This window comes from Labilibacter marinus (genome assembly GCF_001659685.2).
Classification (GTDB): Bacteria; Bacteroidota; Bacteroidia; order Bacteroidales; family Marinilabiliaceae; genus Saccharicrinis; species Saccharicrinis marinus.
In genome coordinates, this window is sequence record NZ_LXYE02000029.1 from 1 (window position 1) to 22938 (window position 22938).

Below are 22938 nucleotides of genomic sequence, written 5' to 3' on the forward strand. Positions count from 1 at the left end.
TTTATTACAAAACAGGAGTTCGCTGAGTATTCTGGAATTTCAATTGAAGTGATTAGCGAGTATTTGATTGACTAGATTAAGATCGTGTTGTCATGTAATAATCCTTACCAATATCTCATATAATTTGATTCCATTTAGTTTACAAAGTAAATGTCATTTCGTATCTTTGCAACAGTCAAAGGACTATAAAACAAATCATTGAACATCAAACTACAGGTGAGCAATTGGTGAGTAAGGCTTTCTACAATATCCCTTACCTACAAATAACCAACGACTTACAAGCATAAGTTATAATCCACCCAGGATTCCTTGTTCAAACTTTGCCATGACTATTGATTTTTTAAATTTTCGTTTGTTGCTTTTTTAGAATCATTTTGTTGAGAGGCTACATTTTTTTCTGTGCGGTTTTTCTTTCCTTTTTTAAACCATCTAGAAAAAAGTGTAGTTAGCGCACCTGCTACCAGGGTAATGACGGTACGGATAATCAAACTTTCTAAATCCGTCTCTTGAGGGGCGAGTAATTGCGTATCCGCTGCCTCCATTATGCCCAGCGTCCCTAATGAACCCAAGGCGAAATTCTTTAACTCATTCATGATTTCTGTTTTGTGATGCTCCTATGATTGATCAGATCATAAGGAGAATCGGGTTAAACATGATATCGGACCGATTTTTGATTTTGTATGAGCTAAAGTAGAGCAGCAGTAGTAAGAAAAAAATAGCAGTAATATTACTGTAACTTTTTGGGCGTGTAAGATGCAGTTGTGTAGTGATATAGGTTTTTTGCCTGTATAGAAGGAGGGTAATGTTTGTAAGAAAATACGGCTAGGATTCCATTTTAAGCCCTAAAACGACAAAATGATACCGTTTTTTGGCGTTTAGCTTAAAAATCATCCCACTTTTTCGCGTTTTTCCATTTTATGATACCTTTCTTCGGGACCGCTTCGCAAATGCCTCGGAACCGCTTCGCAATTCTTCGCAGCTTGTTCGCAAAATGTACACGATGGCTTCGCATTATGTTTGTGGAGAAATTGTGAAGAGTGGGTGGGGGTGATGTGATGTTTTAGGAGGTGGTGTTGGAGTGGGGTGGTGGATAGTAGTCAGTGGTCAATGGTTATTAGTCAATAGTCAGTGGTCAATAGTAGGCAGTCAATGGTCAATGGTCAATGGTCAATGGTCAATAGTAGGCAGATTATTAAATTCAGCGCAGCATCCAATGGTATTGCAAAAGGGAGTTCATTCCTTAATTTATTGTCTACTTTTTTGTTGCAAGTTCAATTTGATAGTTTATATGAAAGTGTTTTCATAAGAATGAATAATTAAAGTACTTTGCTTTTTCCAACAGGCATAACTTAAGTATTTGTTCTCATGTTGTTTAAATAGTAGGTAAAGAAATCCATTCTTTGAATTGTTTGTAGGACAGCTTGTTTAAACTGAGAATTATAGAAGGAATAAAATAGGAGAATCGTAGGATTCCATAAATAAAACCTATGAAATGACCTTTTTTAACAGCATACTGCCAAAAGCGTTTGATAATATAGAGACCTATAAAAGCTATATCTAAACCCAAGGGGTAGTGTTTTAAAGCAATGATAAGATTGGCCGAAAAACCATTGGCTGATCTCCATATTTTACCATATTTGCCCCAGCGTTTTAAGTTTCTTTTGTTCCAATCTACTCTATGATGAATGATTATATCGTCTCGGGTAATTACATTGTAATTTTTCTTAAATGCTCTGATAGAACAATCAAGTTCTTCACCATGGAAGAATAATCTTTCCCAAGCGTAATACTTTAAACTTTTTAAGACTTCCTGCTTAAATATACATCCACATGCGGTAAAGAGGCGAATAGGCCTAAGATTTGTTTCTGAAGGTAGTTCTATTGGAGCATTAGGAGATTCGTGTAAAGCAAAAGCAAAAATCCCTGCATTAGGTTTTGAAGATAAAGTTTTAATGGCTTCAATAATATCTTCCTTTTTTATAGGAGCTGAGTCATCATCTAAGGAAAGTACATAAGGTTGTGAAGTGCATGACCATAGGTAGTTGCGTGCTTTGATTACACCGTTGCCTTTGGTTGAAGGCCGAAAGTAATGAACCTCAGGAAATAGTGCTAAGATATTTTTCTCTGTTTCATTGTTAGAGCTGTCATCATATATAAATATTTGCTCTTGTTGTATGCGAAAAGTTAGTAAAACATTCAGTGTTGTATGTAATTCTTTCCATCTGTTAAATGTAGGAATGATGATATCTAATTTATCCAACATATTTTCCTAATTGTGCTTTTTGTTGTTCAGCTCGTTTCTTTTGTAATTCACTCTTTCTAAAGTAGCCTTTGAAATAGCCATTTAGGTAGCTCCACCTTAAATGTTCGGTCATATAAAAGGAGTAAAAGAGCACTCCAACATGATATTTGGATGATTTTAGTTTTAACCAGTTTTTGAATGACCATAGATAAGAACGAAGTCCCGCTATGGAGATTAAAGTTATAAAAATTAGGAAATAGAATATAGGTTTTAGGGTATAGGAATCTTGAGGAATTGAGGAATTGACTAATCCTGGATAGATCATTACACAAAGCCACGTAATTAAAGAAATAAAGAAAGTATACCTTAATCCTGTTTCGATTAGGTGAGAGATGGTGTTTTTTACATTGATGACACTTTCTCCATCGCCCAATCCGTAACGATATGCTTCTTTTTTAAATCCAATTAATGATTCATGACGTTGCCAAAAGACATGCACATCTTCGCTGATTTTGTATTTAAAACCTTTTCTCAGTATTAATTTCCAAAAGGTGCTATCATCACCAGCAAGAGTAAGCCATTCCGGGTAACCATTGAGTTGCTGCCAAACTTGCTTTTTATAAGCGATAGATCTGGAAGAAACAATAAAAGTTTTGTCTAAGGGGATATTATATCCATTTTGAATGATGTATTCAGCTTTAGCTGAAGTTGTGTTTACATCTTTTTCTAAAACGCCATATGCTCCTCCAACTACTTCAAGTTGTTTATCTTCATTAAAAGGAGAAATGATACTTCTTAGCCAATTTGGAGAATGAAAGCAGCCGAAATCTGTAGATACAATAATATCTGTATGAGCTTCTTTTATGGCCAGATTACGTCCACGGGCTACATTGCAGCCTTTCTCCTGAAGTATGGTAATTTTTATTAGGCTTTCCTTTTTCCATCGAAGTAATTGTTGGTATGTGCCATCGTTACTGCCAGCATCAGTGATAATAATTTCTGCAGGCAATAGGGTTTGGGCTTCTATATTGCTTATTGTTTTGGAAAGCCTACCTACTTCGTTAAAAACGGTGGATACTAATGAGAATGGTATGTTTGTTAACTGGTCAATGGTCATTTGTTAATGTTAATTGTAGGGTGGTAAGGGTATAAAGTATAAAGGTACAAGGGTTTAAAGGTATAAGGTTTAATGAGGTTTATTTGTTTAAAGAAACTGCGTAATCATATATTAGATATTCTAATTCATGTTTTTCTTTAAATATTTTAATGGCTTCATCCGAAGCTTGTTGGAATCTTTCTGATTTATTGAGATGAGGTATCTGTACTGTTTTTTTGTTGAGTTTTTCGGCGAATATGTCAATACTTTTTTGCAGATATTCTGTTACGCCAATATGTATAAAATGTTGGTTAAGTACTTCTTTATAGTTTTCTTTGGTGATATCCCAAGGTAAAAATTTCATTAAAAATGAAGGACGTTCTTTCACCCAGGTATCCAGATCACTATCAAACTCCATTTCTACTTTTTCTCCTTTCCAGTACAACGCACCCGTATCTTTTAATCTACGTTGATGATCGAAGAATAATGAGATTTGTAATTCTAAAGGGTCACGGAGCAGAGTAATGAATTGTTTGGCGTTGGGATAGGTTTCGTAAACTCCACATTCTTCTTCGAAATGACCATGAATACACATAGGATATATACCCAGTTTGTGCAAGGGCGGTTTAAACTTACGAATGGGTAAAGGCATACGGTTAAACTGATGATCGAAATAATGGGCATGAAAACCAGGCCAAAACCATTTTTTTAAGGTTTCAGTAAAGCTTGTGCCTCCAGATTTGGGGATATGTAAGGAGAATACATATTCTTTGGGGTTATATTGTCTCATTTTTTACAAGTTTAAAATATTGTGAGTTGAAAGTTTTCTTTCCGTAATTTAAAGCAGATTATTATTCAGATAAGTTTGTCAACGTTATCTCCCTGTATTTACCTAATTTCTCATAAATATTTAGAACTTGTTTTTTGTATTTTTTTGAAAAGTTAAAATGGTATTTCCTTTGTTGAAGGTTTCCTTTTTTATATACAGATGAAATTGGATTTTCAACAATTGAATTAACATTAATTTTCTTCTTTAAAAAAGAAGTGATTTTCATATCATTATCAAAAAGATCGTAATTGTCTAACACAAGATAGTTACTTTTGTTATCAAGATATTTTATTATTTCTTCATTGTGCCTTATCCATATTGAAAGGTATAGGTTTAGTAGTCTTTTTCTTCTATAGAGCAAGGCAAGCTTACCTCTTATTCTTTGGGTAAGAGGTTTATTGTTCCACCATCTGAAATCTCTTCTGTATAAGGAGTCAACTACTTCCTTATGGTTTCGGTATATAACTATAGGAAATGCTTTTGGAACTAACCTGTTGTACTCATTGAGAAAAAGGCATGTTCTTGGCTCTTTCCAGCCCCAATAAGTATCTTTGTTTTTTTTTATTTTACTATCAATATTTTGCTTTAATTGGGAAATATCATTTTTTGTTAGCTTAAGCTTAGTTTCTGTTCCTACCTTATAGGGTAAATTATGGCTTTCTAATATGTTAATGTGGGTATTTAAAAAATCCATATCTTCATAATGGCCAGTAGAATTACTCATATCGGCACCTAAAAGGTTTTCTCCAATATTTAACCCACAATGATGCAACCATTTGGCAAGGAGGGATGTGCCTGACCGATGCATGCCCAGTAAAAGAATAATATTATTTGTTTTCATAAAGTATTTCTGAATTTAATTTATTAATCAAAGTAGCACTTTGTGTTGAATCGAATTTTCTACCCCAAAGGGCATTTGATTTTTTAATTTCAATCCAATCTTTAAATGTTAGGTTTAAAGGCGACCAATTATTCTCTTCCCATTTAATAAAGCGATTGTACTTATGTTTTATATTGCAGTTGGTTTCATTGGCAATAAAGGTTTGTAGTATTACTTCTTGTGGGCATGGGTGCATATCTTCTGCAAGTAACTCTTCTTGATAAAATTTAATTAAGGGGTGGTCTAATGATAAACGATTATTGATTTCTTTCATAACTTTTCGGTTAATTGATAACCAATTGGAACCATGCCATAGGGGATAATTCTTAGAGAAAGGTATTCTATTTTTATCCCTATTGATAAATATTGTTTTTGATTTGTTAATGGGGGTAGGCAGTTTAATATTGAATAAGGGCTTTTTAAATATCTTGTTATTAAAATTTTTCTCCCTAACAGTATTCGGGGAAGTTACATTTAACTGGTTCATTTCAATAAAACCATCAAACTCAGTGTCATTATAAAATTTTAGAATATGTTCTATTGATTTTATCGGGTAACAATTGGGTGTTATGGTAATGCACCAATCTGGTTTAGATTGGAGGTTGTAAATGTAATGGATACCATCAATGGTTGCTTTTACGTTATTGATATGCGACCAATAGGTTTTATAATGCTTTGGTAACAGATTTATATTGTATTCTTTAATAATTTCATCAGGAAAATTTGATTGATTAAAATCATGATGCAATACAACCTCAACTGATGGAAACCGTTTAAGTACATCTAATAAGTTGATAAAATGCTGATCCGGTTTTTGGTATGTCAGGAATAGAAACGCTATTGTCATTTTTTTAGAGAAAGTTATTTTAAATTGAGTCTTTCATTCACACCATAAAACTACTATGTATGATAGCTAAGTGTTAATTATTATATTAATAAATATTATTTTGACAAAGGATTTGCTGCTGTTTCATAAATTTCAAAATCTTGATAATAAATACTTTCTATTTTCTTTCGTTGAATTTCGTTTGGTATATAATGTCCTCTGTTTTTATTTCTATTTCGAAATTCATTTAAATTGAGTGTATTATTTAATCCACACTTTTCGTATACTTGATTTATGCCTTCAATTAAATCTAAAAACATATCAAAATCATAAGAAGTAGATAAACCTAGCCTTTTGTCATATTTTAAGTTTTTTACGGCGGTATAAATCTTCCTTGGAAAGCTTCTTTTTGTGTAGTGTAAATAATAAAACATACTTACACATCTATCCACTGGTTCTCTTGCAAAGGCAAAGGAAAAGACTGAATTCCAATTATCAGGGTATAAGTATTTTTTAGCAAATAGTACTCTTTTGAATTGATATTCACCTAATAAGGTGCGGTCATTATTTAAGATGTCATTATATTCAGTTGGTGATGACTGAATGAAATTTTTTGGTTTTTTACCCCTGTCAATCTCTTTATAGTATGGTTGCAATAGCTTTCTGGTTGTTGTTCCTGCAGATTTTTTGATGTGTAACCAAAAGAAAGCATCGTAGTCTTTTTTATACATATATTACGGCAATTTTTTAAGTTTTGCTAATACCCTAGATACCAACTTTAGTAGTTGGCTTTGGTAATTATATTGTAAATGTTTAAAGTAGGATATTTGCGTTATTGCCTTGTGGTATTCTTCTAATTTAAAATGATATGGAAAGACAAATTTTTTAAATTTTTCTTTCAGTTTAAAAGAAGAAATATTTTCATCCTTAAGGTCTGTTTTAAATAAAGTTTTGAATTTGTTTATTAACAAATCCTTCTCAGCCTCAATATCTCTTTGATATTTTTGAATAGGTAAATTTTCTAGTTTGATATTAACTAAAGGGAAACTGTCGTACATTTTTAAAAGGAAAAACTTTAAGGGAATATTATTTTGGGTAATTTTTTTCCGCTTTAATATCTTTTTTACCTTTTTTATTTCATCAGATGTTTTCCAACGATGAACAACCCTTTGATGAATTATTTTATTGAGAATATCATAAAACCCTCTACTTACTAGATGAATAACAAACGGGTGGTTTTGGAAGTAAGTTGTATCTAACTGAAATGTATTGTGGTATGGCCTGTTAGCATGCTCTTTACCCGAACTTAACCTTGAAGTTGTAGATGAATTGGTTAGATGATTGTGTGCAGAAAAAGCTTTAACTTCTGATTTTTTCACCATGCTTTTACAATGGTCGCTGGCATATAAATTTGAAGAATTAATGTTTTGTTTTATGGTGCTATGTGAATATTCCCAAGAAGGAGCCAATAACCATGGAAATTGTATATGTCCTGTATTATCCGGCATGGATTTTAGATAATCCTTAATATTATTATATTTATTAAGATATATAAATTCATCTAAGTCAATAACTAATATCCAATCTTCTTTTATATATTCTTGTGCATGCTTGTATGCTACAAATTGGAGTTTATCTTGATTTCTGTCAATATGTAATAGTTTTACTTTGTCAGCAAAAGGTTGTAAGTACTTATCATACTTAGTCGGATTATCATCTGTACTTACTATATAAAACTTATCTACTCCAATAATAATATGATATTCAAGCCATTCTTGAATATAAGCTTCTTCGTTTAAAACGTATGTGAGTATTGCTACATTTTGATTATTATTCACAGTTTATGAAATTAGTATAATTTGAAACCATAACTTTATCTAAATTTACACCATGAAAAGGCTGCCAGTCTGTTTTTGTTTTAATTCTTCCCCATTTCATTTTTAAACGATAAAGTTGCCAAATAATTTTGGAAAAATTACCAGAAATAGATAATAGTTCTTGTTTAAAACAGGGATCGATACAGACTCTCGCAGTTTGGTAAAATTTATTTATAAAGATTTGTTTTTGCCACCATGTATATTTGTCGGATGGTTTTATATCGCTTTCAAATATATTTTTTAAAATTTTAAATTTTTCTTTATCCCTTTTTAAATTATCAAAGTTATTGCCTACACTTTGTTCTCCATGCAAACGATAAATAAAAGCACAACGGCTATCGTGGGCAGGATAGGGCTCTTTTTGTGCTATACGCCAAAGATAGAGCCAATCCTCACTTGTAATGATATCTTCTGGCCATGGGCCAACACTGTCTAGAAAATCTCTACGGAATAACATTCCTGGAATAGTGATAAACAATCCCCAAATCATCCAGTGCCATAAAGGTTTATTTTGCGGGAAGTTATGGTAGTTTAATATGACATTATCCTTAGGAATCCATTGTTCATTCTCCTCCGAGGCATAAAAATAGGGGCCTGTTATATATCCTTTATCTGATTTTTCCAGAGTTTCAACTTGCACCTCTAAGGTATTGGAAGTCATCAGGTCGTCGGAGTCAAAGAACTTGATATAGCTGCCCGTGGCTATTTTTAGTCCGGTATTGCGTGCTGCCCCGGGGCCTTTACCATCGTTGGTCAATAGAATTAATTTGTCACCGTAGGTTTCCTTTAGCCACTCTAAGGTTTCGTCGGTACTATGGTCGTCTACTACGATAATTTCGTGAACGGGTAGGGTTTGACGAAGGATATTGTCAATGGTGGTGCCGATGAGGTGGCGGCGGTTGTATGTAGGTATGATAATAGAGACGGTTTTTTCCACAAATTATAAGTTTTACTGCTTCGCAGACTTTTGAACCGCGAATTTAACGAAATGAATGAAATGAATTCAATAATGCCTTTAAAACAGACTTTTAATTGTTAATTTAGCGAATTGTTACTGTTGTGCAGTTAATGTTACTTTAAGTTCTTTGTAAATCACTGCTTACTGTCCACTGAGTACGTAGTTATTTTTTGTACGCGAAACGACTTAAAGGAGTTCAGTAATACCTTATAAAGTCAAGTTTATATTATTAATTATACAGATTAATACGAATTTATATTACTGCTATGTGGGTTTGTAATGGTAATAAGATCATTGGTCAGTAGTCATTAGTTATGATGGATTGTAGCATTTAGGTGAAGGGATTTATAGGTATAAAAGTAACATGTTTCAGAGTGTATAAAGGTCGTTAAGTTGAAAGGGCACTTCGCTTTTAGGTTAATAAACTATTTTCCTTTTAAACGTTTTATTTCTTTGTCGAAATCGGATTCATAGTTTTTATCCTGAATTCTCCTGTATTTGTTATATTCTAGTTCTGCTTTTAGTTTTGCTTCTAATGTAGAAATTTTTCCCTTGTCTTTGAGTATAGGGAAACTCGATAATTCCAAGAACTGATGCAAAAAAATAATCCATTCTTCCATAGAAGTTGGAATTTGCCTTTGAGCCCTACTCTCAGCTAAGTCGAGATATGCAGACACAATTCGGTTAAGTTCTTTAATATGCTGCTCATTGAGATAGTTCTTTGCTATCACAACATCTGATTTTAGTATTTTTCCATCAGGAGCATGTTTCCAGTTAGACAAGCCCATATATAACTTTGTTGCATCTGCCGATGAGTATATTATCTCAGCAGCTGTTTTTCCGGTTATTGCCCAATGCAATTTGTTTTGAACTGTTGCGAAGAAATCTTTTGTAACCCCATCCGATTTACTATAGTCAATGGATAGTGCATAAATATCTGTTATTTTTTGATAGAACCTTCGTTCACTTGCACGAATTTCTCGAATTCTTTCAATTAATTCATCGAAATAATCTTTCCCGAATTTTTTTCCTTGTTTTAACCGTTCATCATCTAAAACAAATCCTTTGGTTATAAACTCTGTGAGTACTTTAGTTGCCCATATTCTAAATTTTGTTGCTTTGCTTGAGTTTACCCGGTATCCAACAGCTATTATTGCATCTAAATTGTAAAATCTAGTTTTGTATTTTTTACCATCTTCAGCAGTATGTTCCAAAATGGAACTAACTGAATTATCCTCCAATTCACCACTTTCAAAAATGTTTTTTAGGTGTTTTGTTACGGCAGGCCTTTGAACACCAAAAAGTTCTGCTAACTTCTTTTGTGTCATCCAAAAAGTTTCATCATGATATAGTACCTCAATCCGGAGGTTACCATCATCTGCCTGATAAAATATTATTTCAGATTCCTTTGCCATAAAAAATAATTTTCAGTTTAGTTTCAATTCCTCAGATACTCGTATGGAATATAATTACTTCCCTTTAAAACAATACACCGCCCATAAATATACCTGCTCTTTTATTGGAAGATGGGATATGTAATTACGTGCAATTTTTCTGTTTTCTTTATGAAAAGCTTCTTTTGTGGAAACAGTTTTACTTTCATCATGCAATCTGAAAGCCGACAGATTTTTGTTGATTACATTTGGCTTTCCAAATTGTAAATACATTCTTAAAAAGTATTCGTGATCGAAAGAGTAATGTAATTTTTGGTTTAATAATCCCACTTTATCAATAATTTCTTTCTTCCAAAAGGTAGAGGGCTGCAGTATGGCAAAACTTGCTCCCCTCGCAAAATGGTTTAACCACTCTTTGTTTGAGGGGGGGATATTACAGGTATAACTACCTATTGTTTTACTTTGGGCATCAATAGTAGAGCAATTACCAGTTAGCCAATTGGTTTGTTTGTTTTTAAATTGATCACTTACTAGCTTTAAAGTGTCGGGTTGTAACAGGTCGTCGCTATTGAGCCAACAGATAATATCTCCTGTTGCTTTTTGAAAACCTTTGTTAATCGCATGACTTTGTCCATCATCTTTTTCACTTATCCAGTAGGCCAGTTTATCTTGGTGTTTTTTGATGATATCAACAGAGTTATCGGTACTGCCTCCATCAATAATGATATATTCTAATTTTGGATAGTTCTGATCTAAAACCGATAGAATGGTTTCTTCTAAGAATTTACCTTGGTTAAAACTGGGGGTAATGATGCTTATTTTTAGGTTTTTCACTTATTAGTATATTTGTCCGCGGATTCAGCAGATTTTACAGATTGTAATTGTGTGTGCAGCTCGATTGATCATTTGCTCAAATTGTTAGTTACTCTTATTAGAGCCCTAAACTCATATGACCTAAATTCAAAAATTAAACATTCTAAAGTCTAGCTCCTAAAACCTTATTGTAAAGTTCCCAATATGCTTCAACCTCTCTCTCCTTATTAAAATTTTTTCTTACAAAGGGGATTGCAGATTGGGCGATTGCTTCTACTTCTTTTCTATTTTTTTCCAGATAGAGTATTTTATCGGCTAATGCTAGACTGTTTCCTTTTTCTACCAACCAACCACTGATTCCTTCTTTTACAGAATCAGGAATACCACCTGTGTTGAAACCAATAACGGGAGTTCCGCAGGCCATAGATTCAATGGCTGTTAGACCAAAGGCTTCGTATAAGGATGGAATAATAAATATGTCGGTAGCACCATAAACTTCTGCCAGTTCATTGGCATTTAACCTGCCAGTAAAATGGATGGGAGGGAGGTGAGAGGTATCTGTATCCAGCTTTCCTGCTCCAAATACCAGGCAATGAATATTGTTGTTTTTTTCTTTTATCAGCCTTAGGGCCACCATTAGTTCAAGAAAACCTTTTCTTCGGTTTGTAAAATCAGCTGCACCAAAACAGATAACAAAGGCATTTTTCGGAATGTTATACTTCGCCAATAAACTATTCCTATTGTTCGATGGTTTAAAGGTGTTGAAATCGATACTATAGTGGATGGTCTGGAAACTTTTTGCTGAAGCAAACAATGGACTAAGTTGTGCTTCGTGTGTAATCCATGTGCTGTCGCCCACAATATGCAGGTTCTTATTTTTTAAAGCGTTGAATTTTGTTTCCCAGTTTTTTAAAGCCAGATCACCTTTGCTATTGGTTCCGAGTTGAGGGCAGGTATTGCACTCCTTTTTATATCTTTTGCATTCCCAGCTATAATGACAGCCTCCTGTCATCGGGTTTTGGTCGTGCAATGTCCATATAATAGGTGTGTTATCAGGGATAGAATTAAAAAAAGAGGGATAGTCTATCCATTTAGCTACCCAATGCAGGTGGATAATATCTGGTAATTTATTTGAGAACCATTTATAAGGACTTTTATAATATTGCCAGGCAGTATGAAACTGCTCAAATTCCTTTGGGCAATCCTTTATGTGTTTTTTAATAGCAGCATAATATTTTCTTGCTTTAAAGGAGTTGCTTAGTTTGGTTAAAGGATTTTTGTTTAATGTTATTGGGTGAAAGGCCTGATAGTGACCTTTATGTTTTAACCTTTGTTGCTTCTGACCATTAGTAAGGTCTTGCATATAGTTAAAGCGGCCTACAATATGGTCATTTTGAGTTAAGAGGTTTGTAAAGAGGTTTATGGCTCCGTAGGCGGCTCCTCCTTGTAAAAAGGTATTAAAAAATGAAACTCTCATTTTAATCTTCAAGGTATTTTACCGGGTTAAACTCATTTTTTTTAAAGCCAAAGATACAACGTTGTAATAGGCCCCAAAACCATTTTTCTTTTATAGAATCTGGATGTGCAGTTGTAAAATTAATAAGTAGGTTTAGACTATTAAATACTTTTTTTTCAAGTCTTGCATTGTAGGTTTTGTATTTAACTAGTTCAATATCTAATTCTTTTATTTTGCGTTTAAAAGATTCTAATGAGTTTAAGCTATTGGTTATAGCAAACTTAATAAGCGTATTTCTTATTTCTTCAGATAAATTAACGTAATTAAAACTTTTACAATCGGAATGAAACCTTAGTCCAGCTATATATTCCTTAAATATTACTGGTTTATATCCTGCTTTTTCCATACGTAACCAATAGTCCAAATCAACAACATTAACTGGTGCAAAAACTCCTGTTTTCTGATAAATTTCTTTTTTGATAAAGGTACAAGGATGATATATCCAGCAACCGTTTAGAAAAGAATACCCTCCTATTGGCTTAGGGAGTGTTGGTATTATTTCTGCTTTAACCTTAGAATTTTCGTTAAGCACATAAATGCCTCCTGTTACCCAATCAGGACACTCATTATTTATGATAAATTGTTTAAGCTTTGTTAAAGCGCCATCCAGTAATATATCATCAGAATTAACTACTCCAATATAGTCACCGGTACAATGCTGCAAACCAATATTTAATGCATCATAAGTCCCATTGTCTTTTTTTGATTGCCAATATCTAATGTTATTTTCAAATTGTCGTATTACTTCAACAGAAGTATCTGTACTGCCTCCATCTATAATAATTATCTCAATCTCTTCATTCTGATTAATTAAAGAGGTGAGATTTTCTTTTAAATATTTTCCCTGGTTATAGCTTGGGACTATGATTGAAAACTTCATAATCAGATTATAGGTTATAAATGAAGTTCTTTAAGTTTTCTATTAAATTGTTGAACATCAACCTCTATATCATTAAAATTATCTACTTTACCAATAGCTTTGGAGGAAATATAATTCCAAGTTATACTAAAAATATTAGATAATTCGAAATAGCAGAAAGGTTGACTATCAATTTTTTTGTTACGAATTTCAAGAACGGTACTGTGGGGTGGCATAAACATTAAGTTAGTATGGCCTGCTCCATGCAGTGCAATTAAAGAAGTTGTTTCGCTGAACAGTTTAATTTGTTGAGTGAATGTCAAATCTTCAGCATTAATAATTTCATAGTTGAATTGATTAAGTATGGGTATAATTTTGTCTTCATTTACAACTTTCCGATATTTTGCTTTTTTTCTTGAAATATAGATTCGTCTTCCACAATCTTCCTGTGAAACCAGGGCATTCTTCTTTAGGTTAAACGCAAGTTCCTGCTGAAATTCAGGGTTAATGATTCCCCAATAAGGTTCAGTTTTAATGGTATAAACTTTATCTGCAATTAAGGTGGTCGTTTCATCTATAAAAGTAGGTTCAATCTCTAATAAATGGAGGGATTCTTTTATATACGTAAACTTCTTAAAACGATTGGGTATAATTACAGAGGCTATGGGGTTATGTTTATGCAAATGCCAAATTCTTGGTAGGGTTTCGCATAACCAATGATAGTAATTGCCACTCCAACTGTCGTATACCCATATTATGTTATCGTTAAATCTTATTTTTTTATTGATGTATTTACTCTTAATATAAAGGTAGGTTTTCTGAATAAAGGATAGTTGTTTATTGTCGAATGATTTATAAAGCCCAGTAGGAATGTATCTTCCTTTAACAAAAAGGTGATTTGTTGGAGTTATTAGAGTTTTGTTATATGGTACAATTTTATGGCTTGGAATATTTATATTCCAGTAATTGTTAATTTCCGGAACTTTTAAATGATGATTGTTTTTCTTGTATAAATATTGTTGCATTGCATTGCTTTGGTTCTAATTTTCGTTCCAGTTAGCATTACTTGGGTTCGATATGCCTACTGTTTTGAGTGGGTCGGAGGAATTAATACTAAAAAAAGCTCTTTTGATGGCACCTAAAAACCATCTTTTTCTCATTAATAGTGGGTGCTTTAAAACATGTAATAGGATTAATTTAATTGAATTTAGTCGATCAGAACCGGATATTGACTGATGTATTTTTCTTTGAATTATTAATTGCTTGATAAAGCATATAATTGATTTAACTTCCTTTTTACTCTGAATGCCTTTTTTGTTTGTGAAGTCCTGTATTATTCTCAAATGTTCTTCTGTTAATTTAATTCGATCATTGCTTTTACAATTTTGATGCAGCCTTAAGTTTGCTATTGTTTTATCTATAACGAATGGTTTTATCTTATTATCTTCAAGTTTTAACCAATATGCTAGATCCATCATATGGTATTTATCAAAACCACCAAATTTGTAATATAAATCAATACTAAGACAGACAGTTGGGTGAGAAATCCAACACTCGGCAAGAAATGTATAACCTAACACAGGCTTTGGACTAGTAGGTTGGTAAGTACCTGTAATAGTACTTTTTTTATTTATATAATTTATGCCTCCACAAAACCATTTTGTATCAGGATAAGATTCAATTTTATTAGCTAAAATTTCTAAAGCGTCTGGTGTTAAAGTATCATCTGAATTAACAACCATCCAATAATCCCCTGTAGCTTTTGCTAAACCTTTATTGTCGGCATCATATGTACCTTTGTCAGGTTCACAAACCCAATATTCTATTTCTGTGTTATATTTCTTTAAAATTTCAACTGTATTATCAGTACTGCCACCATCAATAATTATTAATTCGTAGTTTTTATAACTTTGATTAATAATAGATAAAATAGTTTCTTCTATATATTGCCCTTGGTTGAAACTTGGAGTTATTATTGAGAATTTAGGATTAATCATGTGTGTCTTGGTTATCTTTAATTGTATACTTTGAAATAAAATCTTCAACATTGTAGAAGAATTTTTCAATCTCCTGAAGATTTTCTTTAGCTTCCCATTCCCACCATTTTATTTTATTAAGCTGTGATATTTGTTCAGCTGAATATCGGTATTTTATTATTTGTATAGGACAACCTACTGCAATAGCGTACGGAGGGATGTCTTTTGAAACAACTGCTCCTGCACCAATAATAGCTCCATTTCCAATTTTAACTCCATCTAACACAGTTACATTAGCACCAATAAACACATCGCTCCCAATTTCAATTGGTTTAAATTCTTCAATTTTATTTTCTTTCGAAAGAGCAATTTTGTTCGGGCTGTAGGTTGAATAAAACATAGGATGAGTAGATAAGCCATTTGTTGGATGAATTCCTAAGCCACTTCGAAAATTAGGTCCAATTGAACAAAAATTGCCTATGGATGTAAATTGGATAAATGAATTATGAGCTAAATAAGTATAATTGCCAATTGATACCTCGTTCATGTAGGAGGGAGAAAGTATATTGGCCGTATTATTAACTCGTGTATTGTTAAGGTTTTTTCTGATTGTAAAAAAGCAAGTTTTACCATCTCTTAAATTTTTAAGATCAGGATAAAATTTCTCTGCAAAGTAATATACTATTGCTTTTATAAACTTCATTTTAAATATAAGTTATGATAACTCAAGCCGTTCAAATGCATCTATAAAAGAGTTTGGAGTAGCATTATATATTTTTGAATCCAAATACTTGGAATACATTTCAAGTATCTGAAACCCCTCAAACATTAAGGCGAAAGCACGAAGTAATTCATGCATTTTAAAGGTGATGTTGGAAGAGCCTTTTATAAAAGGGGAAGGCATGACTTTATTTATTGAGTAGAAATGTGGTGTGTTGTGATATACAATATTATCATTCCCAACAAACGCATGATTATGCAAGGACATATCTGCTCCGATTAAAAAAATAGTTTTAAATCCTAGGTTCAAAGCTTGGAATATAGCTGCAATTAGTACATTTTGATAATGCGGGTGGGATTGGTTTTTTTTATATGAATTAAATGTTGAAGATGTAATGTTATTGCAGCCATTATTTCTATAAAAATAAACGCTTATGTTTTTATTTTGGCTTAGATCTAGAATGTTCCAATCTTTAGCTTGATGTGGTAATAATAAGTTTATTTTCCAAGTGGCCTTTTGTAATGCGTTTATTGTAGGTGCATATTCTTGATATTTCGAATCAGAAATGTTTTTATCCCAAAAAATTGGGTCTGCTATCACGTAAAAATTAGGTTTATAAGCTGTAAATTCCTTTGAAGCACCAAATGTGTTTAGGCAAAAGAGAACCTTATCCTTCAAAAAAGAAGATTGTTGATTTATTGTTTTAGTTAGGGATGGACCATTACCCAGTATAAGTGCACTATTATTACTATTTATATTTATTTCTTTTGTTAGTATTGAAATATCTTCTACTATGTAGTCGTTATTTTTTTTATTTAACGAAACTACAAGTTTTAGTAATATAGGTGGAAGGAAATCTTTAAAATTCATTTATTTTATGGTATTAAACTTTGATCAAATAGTGTATTTGTTTTCTTTAATCCAATAGTTAACTATAACTTATAGATTGATTTAGTAACTGTTGTGAGTGCGCGTGTTATATTTTTTTTAGAATATTAATTGTTCTGCATTCTTAAAATCATTCAAATTGTCGATATCACAAGAAGAGGATTCATCCATGATATATTTTTTAATTCGCTTAAGGTTTGAAATGGTTTTATGTGTTTTCAAACTAGAAGTGGCAATTATATATATCGCACCATTAAATTCGTAAATAGGAGGGCAGTCTTGCCTCCTCGTATAAGTGCTTTCTTTTGATATTTTTAAATAACCATTTTGTTGTTCTTCAAATAAGTTAAAGTATGGATTGGATTTACTTATTTTAACTGAAACTACCATATCAAGATTATTATTCCAAAGTAAAAATGCTTCTTTTATATGGCTTGAGTTTCTTAATGGACTTGTTGGCTGTAGTAGGCAAACGCATTTATATTCTTTGCCTAATTGAGCTTTATAGTAATTGATTGCGTGCAATAAAACATCAACAGACGAAGCAGTGTCTGTTGATAATGATGTTGGTCGGATAAATGGTACTTCTAAATTATATTTTTCAACAACCTGTTTTATCTCAACATCATCAGTACTAACACAAATGTTTTCATCTTCTGAAATTTCCCTTGCCGCATCAATAGTATAATGAATTAAAGGTTTACCTGCTAAAGGAAGTATGTTTTTTCTAGGTAATCCTTTTGATCCACCTCTTGCGGGAATTATAAACAGCACATCTTTACTTATATCCATTATCAATGTGTTTAGCAAGATCTTGTGCTTTTTTATAATCTTCATGTTTCCCAATATCAATCCAGTGGCCTGTAATCGGATAACGAATAACCTTGTGTCCTTTTTCAATCATTAATTCCAGAAAATCAGTGGCATTATAAAAGGTATCCTTGGGCACCATATTTAGCAGTTCTGCTTTAATCAAATAGATGCCGGCATTGGCATAATAATTATGGCTTGGCTTTTCTTTAAGACCGGTGATATTTCTACCGTCCAAATTAAATATACCATAAGGAATATTTACAGTATAGGGCACTGCGGCCACCGAAATATCTGCATCATTCTCTGTAAAATGGATAAAGAAATCTTCATAGTCGATATTTGTAAAAAGATCCGAATTCATGACCAAGACTGTTGGGTTATTGAAAGACGGTATGTTTTTAACAGCACCTATAGTTCCCAGGTAATTATTTTCTCTGATGCATTGGATGGTTGTATTGTTTCGAGGTTCTTTAAAATGTTGTTCAAGCTGTTCTTTCAGGTAGTTGACAGTAACATGGATGTGTTCCAGTCCATGAGTCAATAAGCTGTCGATATTTATGTCTATTATTGCTTTGTTTCCTATTTTTAATAGGGGTTTAGGCGTGTTTTGTGTTAAAGGGCGTAGACGCTCTCCTTTTCCTCCTGCCATTAAAACGGCATCAATTGGCAAACGAGTTTTATGTTTTTTTAGATTAATTACCCTTATGATTTCATTGTCATTGTTTAAGCAAGGCAAAAGGCCAATGTTGAGGTTGCGGCATTTTTTTATCTCAGCTACATTCATGTCACCATCGCGGATAAATTTGAAATGGTCACACATAACAGTTTCAACGGGATCTTGTATGTCAATGCCGGCTATCAAATGTCTTCTGATATCACCGTCAGTTAAAGTGCCAACCATTTTTTCTGCCTCATTAACCACGAAAAGAGTCAATACATCATCGGACAGTTTATTCAGTTTGACTAAGGCATCGTGTATGGATGCTGCCGGTGAGATAATATATTTAGATATATCAGTCATTTTATAAATCGTAAAATCGTTTGGGGATAAGCGCGCTGAAAGTTGTTTTTTTTATGACAGTAAGTATGTTTTCAGCTGTGCCTTCCTTTTCATAAGGGTTTTTTGTTGTTAAAGCTGTCTGCTTGAAATTATCTGATAAGATGTGATTTAGGCCGGCACTGATTGATTCGTAACTTGCTTTGCAGTTAAAGACACTACTTGCATATATTCTGCCTTTTTGCCTGTCACCAATATTAAGAGTAGGCTTTCCAAAACTAGGAGCTTCTATAATGCCGCTGGAAGAATTACCTATGACTGCGGAGCAATGGCTTAAGGCAGATAAATACCTCATCAGACCCAATGATTTATATGCAGTGCAGCGCTTTTTATTGAGGTTAACATATTCGTGTATCATTTGGGTTATAGCATAGCTGCCTGTGTCTGAATTGGGCATTGTGAATAGAACTTTATAGTCTTTGTGTTCGTCCAATGCAGAAAGCAGATTTTTCATTTGGTCTTCAGCAGAACTATCGGATAAAGTTTCCGGATGAAAGGTAACCAAGAAGAACTGAGTAGTCACTTCAAAATCGATGGCGGTTTCAAAATCGTTAAATTTTAAAAGTTCATAATTTTTTGTGTTTTCTACGCCAAGTGCACCCACATTAATAACCTTATTCGGATTTTCACCTAATTGAATAACTCGCTTACGATAAGCTTCTGTTGAGGTGAAATGAAGATGGCTCATCTTTGTGATAGCGTGCCGAATAGCATCGTCGTACGCACCTTCTGTAATCTCACCGCCATGGATATGTGCTACCGGTATTTTATATATTAATGCTGCATTTACGGCCGATAACAATTCATACCGATCGCCAAGAGCCAATAATAAATTCGGTTTCAACTGTTCCAGCGCTTCTGCAAAACCTATCGTTCCAATGCCAATGGATTTAACCGTTCCATTCGCTGAACCGGACGATAACATCATTTCTACCTTGGAGTTAATGGTAAAACCATCTTTTTCTATTTCCAGATAGGTTGATCCGTACTCCGGTGACAAATGCATATTGCATGCGATTATTTGAAGTTCCAGATCTGAAGAGGCTTGAATTAACTTCATCAGATGGCTCAATAATCCATATTCGGCACGAGTACCGGTGACTACACAAATGCGCTTCATAGTGTTATAAGTTCATCAATATTGAAATCTTTTGGAGCAATTTTACCGATTACCTCGTCCCAATTCATGGGCGATAACCCTGTTCCGGGCCGTTTGACATCTAAGTTATCCTCGGTGAATAGATCTCCTTTACTTATTTCTTTTGCCGCCACAATACTTTTGCGGGCAACTTTTCTATTTTTTAATTCACTTTTTGTGGGTGCTTTAATCCCGGTACCTGCAATTGCTTTTTCAATATTTCGTATGCACTTTACCATCTCTTTCAGCTCAGTAGGCTCTAATGATGCAATATGATCCGGCCCGGGTAATGTGCAGTCTAAAGTAAAATGTTTTTCAATTACTTTGGCACCCAGAGCAACTGCAGCAACAGGGACTTCAATACCTTGTGTGTGATCGGAGTAACCGATGGATGTATTAAAGTATTTCTCTATTTGAAGCATGGCATTTAAATTTACCTCTTCCATCGGAGTCGGATATTCTGTAGTGCAATGCAGTATGGTTATGTTACTTTTTGCAATGCCATTTTCGCTTAATACAGTAAGGGCATCTTCTATTTCTTGTATGGTTGCCATTCCTGTTGATAGGATGACCGGTTTTTGCTTACTCGCTACCCTTTTTAAATAAGGTTTGTTGGTGATTTCACCGGATGGGATCTTAAAAAGTTCCATACCCAGGTTATCCAAAAACTCAATACTGGCCAAATCAAAAGCTGTGGAAAAGAATTTTATACCACATGTGTTCGCCCAACTTATAAGGTCCGGATACCATTCTTTAGGTATTTCCAAAGCCTTTAGCATTTTATATTGAGAACTATCACCGTCCTTCATGTTGGCCGTTTGATAGTCTGCTTTTGGTGCATTTAGAGTAACAAGCTTTTCTGCTGAAAATGTCTGAAACTTTACATAATCTGCTCCTGCTAGCGCAGCTTTCTGTATTAATTGTTTTGCTAGTTTAAGATTACCATTATGGTTCACTCCAGCTTCTGCTATTATTAGTGTTCTCATAAATCAAATTTGTCTCCAATTTTAATTTTGGAATTACTTACAACCTCCTGAATTTCGATAGTTGAATCTAGAGTTTTTACAATATAGCCGAGTTCTGTTTTTCCAACAACTTGCCCGACTCTATTTTTATAAATAGGTGCATTTTCAATTAGTCTAGCCTTGTTTATTTTTATTTGTTGTCCCTTAAGATAGCATTGAGCCATGGGGCCAGGCGTACAGATTGCACGAATAAAATTGAAAATATCTCTACTATTATGCTGCCAGTTTATAATTTCATCACCATTACCTCTTATCCCACAATAAAAGCCTACTGGATGTATGTCGTTTTGTTTTATCAAATTTATCTTATTCTCTTGTACTAGCTTTACAGAATCATATAAAATTTGAGCACATTCAGTGTATGATTTTTCAAGAAGAGTCTTATATGTGTCATTATCAGTTATAGGATATGTTCGTTGCAAAATTATATCTCCTGTATCGATTCCTTCATCTACATAATGTACAGTAATGCCAAATTCTTTTTCATCATTAATTAAAACCCAATTTAGGATGTTACGACCTCTGTAATATGGTAATTTTCCAGCATGACAGTTTATTGTTCGTAATTTGGGGAGTTCTAAAATTCTTCTTTTGAAGATTTGGTTGTAGCTCATCGAAATAAAAAGGTCACAATTATATTTTGCCACTAATTGATAAAATTCATTTGAATTAATATTATGACCAATTATATAGGGAATATTATTTTTTGAAGCAGCATTTTTTAAGGTTAAATCTGCAGTGTCATTTCTTGGTACGATGAATTTTATTTCAATAGAAGTATCTTTAATTAGCTTCTCAAATGCTTTATGTGACCAAGGGCCATCTGCAAAATAACCTACTTTTAAAATTTTGTTTATTTTCATGTATGTAATGTTAATGCATTATAATAATGAACTGCTCGGTATATTAACGACTCTGTCAGCAAGCCATTCTGTATTACTTAAATCACCGCACATACAGTTTTGAAACATTGGCAGACGGTTTATCAACTCCCATACAGGGCGAGTCATAACACCTTTTTTGTTGGTTTCTTCAAGAAAGGAATCACGTTCTTCTTTGTTTTTTAGAACAAGGCAGTTTAACCAATAGTTCGATTGTGCATCCTTGGGTTCCACAAAATAGTCAATCTTGTTATCAGTAAAAAAAGCAGCATATTTGTGGGCTAGCTTACGTTTTGCCTTTATAATTTCATTGAGCTTTTCTAATTGGGCCAAGCCAATGGCTGCATTTATATTAGGCATACGATAGTTATAACCAATCTCATCGTGTAAAAATGCCCAAGGATGAGATGTTTTGGCTTGTGTTGAAAGATGTTTAGCTCTTGTGGCAAGGGCTTCATCATTGAACAGAAGCATTCCACCACCGCCTGTAGTAATGGTTTTATTACCGTTAAAACTTAGTATACCGATAGGGGCAAAGGTTCCTGTGTGTTTGCTCTTATAATAACTGCCTAAACTCTCTGCCGCATCTTCAATGAGAGCAATGTGAAATTGTTCACAGATGGTTTTTATTTCATCTATTCTACACGGATGTCCAAAGGTGTGCATGGGTACACAAGCTTTAATCGTGTTACCTGTTGTCTTGTTTATGCAGTTGTTATTTATTATTTCACAATGTTCGTTAAGAAATGCTCTTAAGGCATCTGGACTTAATCCCATGGTTTCTTTATCCACATCCACAAATACAGGTTTGGCACCACAGTAACTAATGGCATTTGCCGTAGCAATAAAGGTCAGTGGTTGGGTAATGACTTCGTGGTTTTGTTCAACGCCGCTTAGTACTAACGCAAGATGTAGTGCATTGGTGCCATTCACACAGGCCACCGCTTTTGTAGAACCGGTATAGATTGCTATTTTTGTTTCAAACTGGTCAACAAATTTGCCTACACTTGAAACAAAAGTGGTATCGATGCATTCATTGAGATACTTTTTCTCGTTACCAGAAAATACAGGCGCGTGAAGGGGGATAAATGCTTCCGGTTCGTTGAATACTTGCCTTATATATTGGATAGTCTTTTTGAAGTTGGCCAT

23 protein-coding genes are annotated in these 22938 nt (G+C 33.5%); all 23 read right to left on the minus strand.

What is annotated here, in order from left to right; translation table 11 throughout:
* Positions 1–329 precede the first annotated feature (329 nt).
* Positions 330–593: a hypothetical protein gene (locus tag A8L32_RS12030; RefSeq protein ID WP_075590600.1), complete on the minus strand. Its 264-nt coding sequence runs from the start codon at positions 591–593 to the stop codon at positions 330–332.
* A gap of 779 nt (positions 594–1372) precedes the next feature.
* Positions 1373–2263 carry a glycosyltransferase family 2 protein gene (locus A8L32_RS12035; RefSeq protein ID WP_075590601.1) on the minus strand — a complete coding sequence of 297 codons (891 nt, stop codon included), beginning with the start codon at positions 2261–2263 and terminating at the stop codon, positions 1373–1375.
* Positions 2253–3359 carry a glycosyltransferase gene (locus tag A8L32_RS12040; protein ID WP_075590602.1) on the minus strand — a complete coding sequence of 369 codons (1107 nt, stop codon included), beginning with the start codon at positions 3357–3359 and terminating at the stop codon, positions 2253–2255. The genes A8L32_RS12035 and A8L32_RS12040 overlap by 11 nt, the downstream gene beginning before the upstream one ends.
* A 79-nt stretch (positions 3360–3438) precedes the next feature.
* Positions 3439–4128, minus strand: coding sequence for a hypothetical protein (locus A8L32_RS12045; RefSeq protein WP_075590603.1), 690 nt, complete (start codon positions 4126–4128; stop codon positions 3439–3441).
* Between the two features lie 61 nt (positions 4129–4189).
* A complete protein-coding gene (locus A8L32_RS12050) occupies positions 4190–5008 on the minus strand; it encodes a hypothetical protein (protein WP_075590604.1) in 819 nt (272 codons plus the stop codon).
* Positions 4995–5894, minus strand: coding sequence for a beta-1,6-N-acetylglucosaminyltransferase (locus A8L32_RS12055; protein WP_075590605.1), 900 nt, complete (start codon positions 5892–5894; stop codon positions 4995–4997). Before A8L32_RS12055 ends, A8L32_RS12050 begins: the two co-directional genes overlap by 14 nt.
* Before the next feature lie 95 nt (positions 5895–5989).
* A complete protein-coding gene (locus A8L32_RS12060; protein ID WP_075590606.1) occupies positions 5990–6604 on the minus strand; it encodes a sulfotransferase family 2 domain-containing protein in 615 nt (204 codons plus the stop codon).
* A gap of 3 nt (positions 6605–6607) precedes the next feature.
* The gene (locus A8L32_RS12065) at positions 6608–7711 is read right to left on the minus strand and encodes a glycosyltransferase family 2 protein (RefSeq protein WP_075590607.1); all 1104 of its coding nucleotides are present in this window, start codon (positions 7709–7711) and stop codon (positions 6608–6610) included.
* Positions 7704–8687: a glycosyltransferase family 2 protein gene (locus tag A8L32_RS12070; RefSeq protein ID WP_075590608.1), complete on the minus strand. Its 984-nt coding sequence runs from the start codon at positions 8685–8687 to the stop codon at positions 7704–7706. Before A8L32_RS12070 ends, A8L32_RS12065 begins: the two co-directional genes overlap by 8 nt.
* A gap of 446 nt (positions 8688–9133) precedes the next feature.
* Positions 9134–10123 (minus strand): virulence RhuM family protein, encoded by a 990-nt coding sequence (locus tag A8L32_RS12075; protein ID WP_075590609.1) that lies wholly within the window; start codon positions 10121–10123, stop codon positions 9134–9136.
* 54 nt (positions 10124–10177) lie between these two features.
* The gene (locus tag A8L32_RS12080; protein ID WP_075590610.1) at positions 10178–10936 is read right to left on the minus strand and encodes a glycosyltransferase family 2 protein; all 759 of its coding nucleotides are present in this window, start codon (positions 10934–10936) and stop codon (positions 10178–10180) included.
* 142 nt (positions 10937–11078) lie between these two features.
* Positions 11079–12392, minus strand: coding sequence for a glycosyltransferase (locus tag A8L32_RS12085; protein ID WP_075590611.1), 1314 nt, complete (start codon positions 12390–12392; stop codon positions 11079–11081).
* Between the two features lies 1 nt (position 12393).
* Complete coding sequence (locus A8L32_RS12090) at positions 12394–13311, minus strand: glycosyltransferase (RefSeq protein WP_075590612.1); 918 nt, start codon at positions 13309–13311, stop codon at positions 12394–12396.
* Positions 13312–13325: 14 nt separating this feature from the next.
* The gene (locus A8L32_RS12095) at positions 13326–14315 is read right to left on the minus strand and encodes a glycosyltransferase family 61 protein (protein WP_075590613.1); all 990 of its coding nucleotides are present in this window, start codon (positions 14313–14315) and stop codon (positions 13326–13328) included.
* A gap of 15 nt (positions 14316–14330) precedes the next feature.
* Positions 14331–15287, minus strand: a complete 957-nt coding sequence (locus A8L32_RS12100) for a glycosyltransferase family 2 protein (RefSeq protein ID WP_075590614.1) — start codon at positions 15285–15287, stop codon at positions 14331–14333.
* On the minus strand, positions 15280–15969 hold the full coding sequence (locus A8L32_RS12105) for a CatB-related O-acetyltransferase (RefSeq protein ID WP_075590615.1): 690 nt from the start codon (positions 15967–15969) through the stop codon (positions 15280–15282). The genes A8L32_RS12100 and A8L32_RS12105 overlap by 8 nt, the downstream gene beginning before the upstream one ends.
* Positions 15970–15981: 12 nt before the next feature.
* A complete protein-coding gene (locus A8L32_RS12110; protein WP_075590616.1) occupies positions 15982–16857 on the minus strand; it encodes a 6-hydroxymethylpterin diphosphokinase MptE-like protein in 876 nt (291 codons plus the stop codon).
* Positions 16858–16974: 117 nt separating this feature from the next.
* Entirely contained in the window at positions 16975–17667 is a 693-nt protein-coding gene (locus tag A8L32_RS12115; RefSeq protein ID WP_075590617.1) for an acylneuraminate cytidylyltransferase family protein, read from the minus strand.
* Positions 17654–18709, minus strand: coding sequence for a nucleotidyltransferase family protein (locus A8L32_RS12120; protein WP_075590618.1), 1056 nt, complete (start codon positions 18707–18709; stop codon positions 17654–17656). Before A8L32_RS12120 ends, A8L32_RS12115 begins: the two co-directional genes overlap by 14 nt.
* 1 nt (position 18710) lies before the next feature.
* Positions 18711–19865, minus strand: coding sequence for a UDP-N-acetylglucosamine 2-epimerase (gene neuC / locus A8L32_RS12125; protein WP_075590619.1), 1155 nt, complete (start codon positions 19863–19865; stop codon positions 18711–18713).
* Complete coding sequence (gene neuB / locus A8L32_RS12130; RefSeq protein ID WP_075590620.1) at positions 19862–20869, minus strand: N-acetylneuraminate synthase; 1008 nt, start codon at positions 20867–20869, stop codon at positions 19862–19864. Before neuB ends, neuC begins: the two co-directional genes overlap by 4 nt.
* Positions 20866–21771, minus strand: coding sequence for a methionyl-tRNA formyltransferase (locus A8L32_RS12135; protein ID WP_075590621.1), 906 nt, complete (start codon positions 21769–21771; stop codon positions 20866–20868). Before A8L32_RS12135 ends, neuB begins: the two co-directional genes overlap by 4 nt.
* 18 nt (positions 21772–21789) lie before the next feature.
* Positions 21790–22938, minus strand: coding sequence for a LegC family aminotransferase (locus A8L32_RS12140; RefSeq protein WP_075590622.1), 1149 nt, complete (start codon positions 22936–22938; stop codon positions 21790–21792).

Excerpts from the sequence above, each read along its gene's own strand:
- A8L32_RS12030 (WP_075590600.1), bottom strand. The coding sequence starts at position 593 with ATGAATGAGTTAAAGAATTTCGCCTTGGGTTCATTAGGGACGCTGGGC.
- A8L32_RS12035 (WP_075590601.1), bottom strand. The coding sequence starts at position 2,263 with ATGTTGGATAAATTAGATATCATCATTCCTACATTTAACAGATGGAAA.
- A8L32_RS12040 (WP_075590602.1), bottom strand. The coding sequence starts at position 3,359 with ATGACCATTGACCAGTTAACAAACATACCATTCTCATTAGTATCCACC.
- A8L32_RS12045 (WP_075590603.1), bottom strand. The coding sequence starts at position 4,128 with ATGAGACAATATAACCCCAAAGAATATGTATTCTCCTTACATATCCCC.
- A8L32_RS12050 (WP_075590604.1), bottom strand. The coding sequence starts at position 5,008 with ATGAAAACAAATAATATTATTCTTTTACTGGGCATGCATCGGTCAGGC.
- A8L32_RS12055 (WP_075590605.1), bottom strand. The coding sequence starts at position 5,894 with ATGACAATAGCGTTTCTATTCCTGACATACCAAAAACCGGATCAGCAT.
- A8L32_RS12060 (WP_075590606.1), bottom strand. The coding sequence starts at position 6,604 with ATGTATAAAAAAGACTACGATGCTTTCTTTTGGTTACACATCAAAAAA.
- A8L32_RS12075 (WP_075590609.1), bottom strand. The coding sequence starts at position 10,123 with ATGGCAAAGGAATCTGAAATAATATTTTATCAGGCAGATGATGGTAAC.
- A8L32_RS12085 (WP_075590611.1), bottom strand. The coding sequence starts at position 12,392 with ATGAGAGTTTCATTTTTTAATACCTTTTTACAAGGAGGAGCCGCCTAC.
- A8L32_RS12090 (WP_075590612.1), bottom strand. The coding sequence starts at position 13,311 with ATGAAGTTTTCAATCATAGTCCCAAGCTATAACCAGGGAAAATATTTA.
- A8L32_RS12095 (WP_075590613.1), bottom strand. The coding sequence starts at position 14,315 with ATGCAACAATATTTATACAAGAAAAACAATCATCATTTAAAAGTTCCG.
- A8L32_RS12100 (WP_075590614.1), bottom strand. The coding sequence starts at position 15,287 with ATGATTAATCCTAAATTCTCAATAATAACTCCAAGTTTCAACCAAGGG.
- A8L32_RS12105 (WP_075590615.1), bottom strand. The coding sequence starts at position 15,969 with ATGAAGTTTATAAAAGCAATAGTATATTACTTTGCAGAGAAATTTTAT.
- A8L32_RS12110 (WP_075590616.1), bottom strand. The coding sequence starts at position 16,857 with ATGAATTTTAAAGATTTCCTTCCACCTATATTACTAAAACTTGTAGTT.
- A8L32_RS12115 (WP_075590617.1), bottom strand. The coding sequence starts at position 17,667 with ATGGATATAAGTAAAGATGTGCTGTTTATAATTCCCGCAAGAGGTGGA.
- A8L32_RS12120 (WP_075590618.1), bottom strand. The coding sequence starts at position 18,709 with ATGACTGATATATCTAAATATATTATCTCACCGGCAGCATCCATACAC.
- neuC (WP_075590619.1), bottom strand. The coding sequence starts at position 19,865 with ATGAAGCGCATTTGTGTAGTCACCGGTACTCGTGCCGAATATGGATTA.
- neuB (WP_075590620.1), bottom strand. The coding sequence starts at position 20,869 with ATGAGAACACTAATAATAGCAGAAGCTGGAGTGAACCATAATGGTAAT.
- A8L32_RS12135 (WP_075590621.1), bottom strand. The coding sequence starts at position 21,771 with ATGAAAATAAACAAAATTTTAAAAGTAGGTTATTTTGCAGATGGCCCT.
- A8L32_RS12140 (WP_075590622.1), bottom strand. The coding sequence starts at position 22,938 with ATGGCCAACTTCAAAAAGACTATCCAATATATAAGGCAAGTATTCAAC.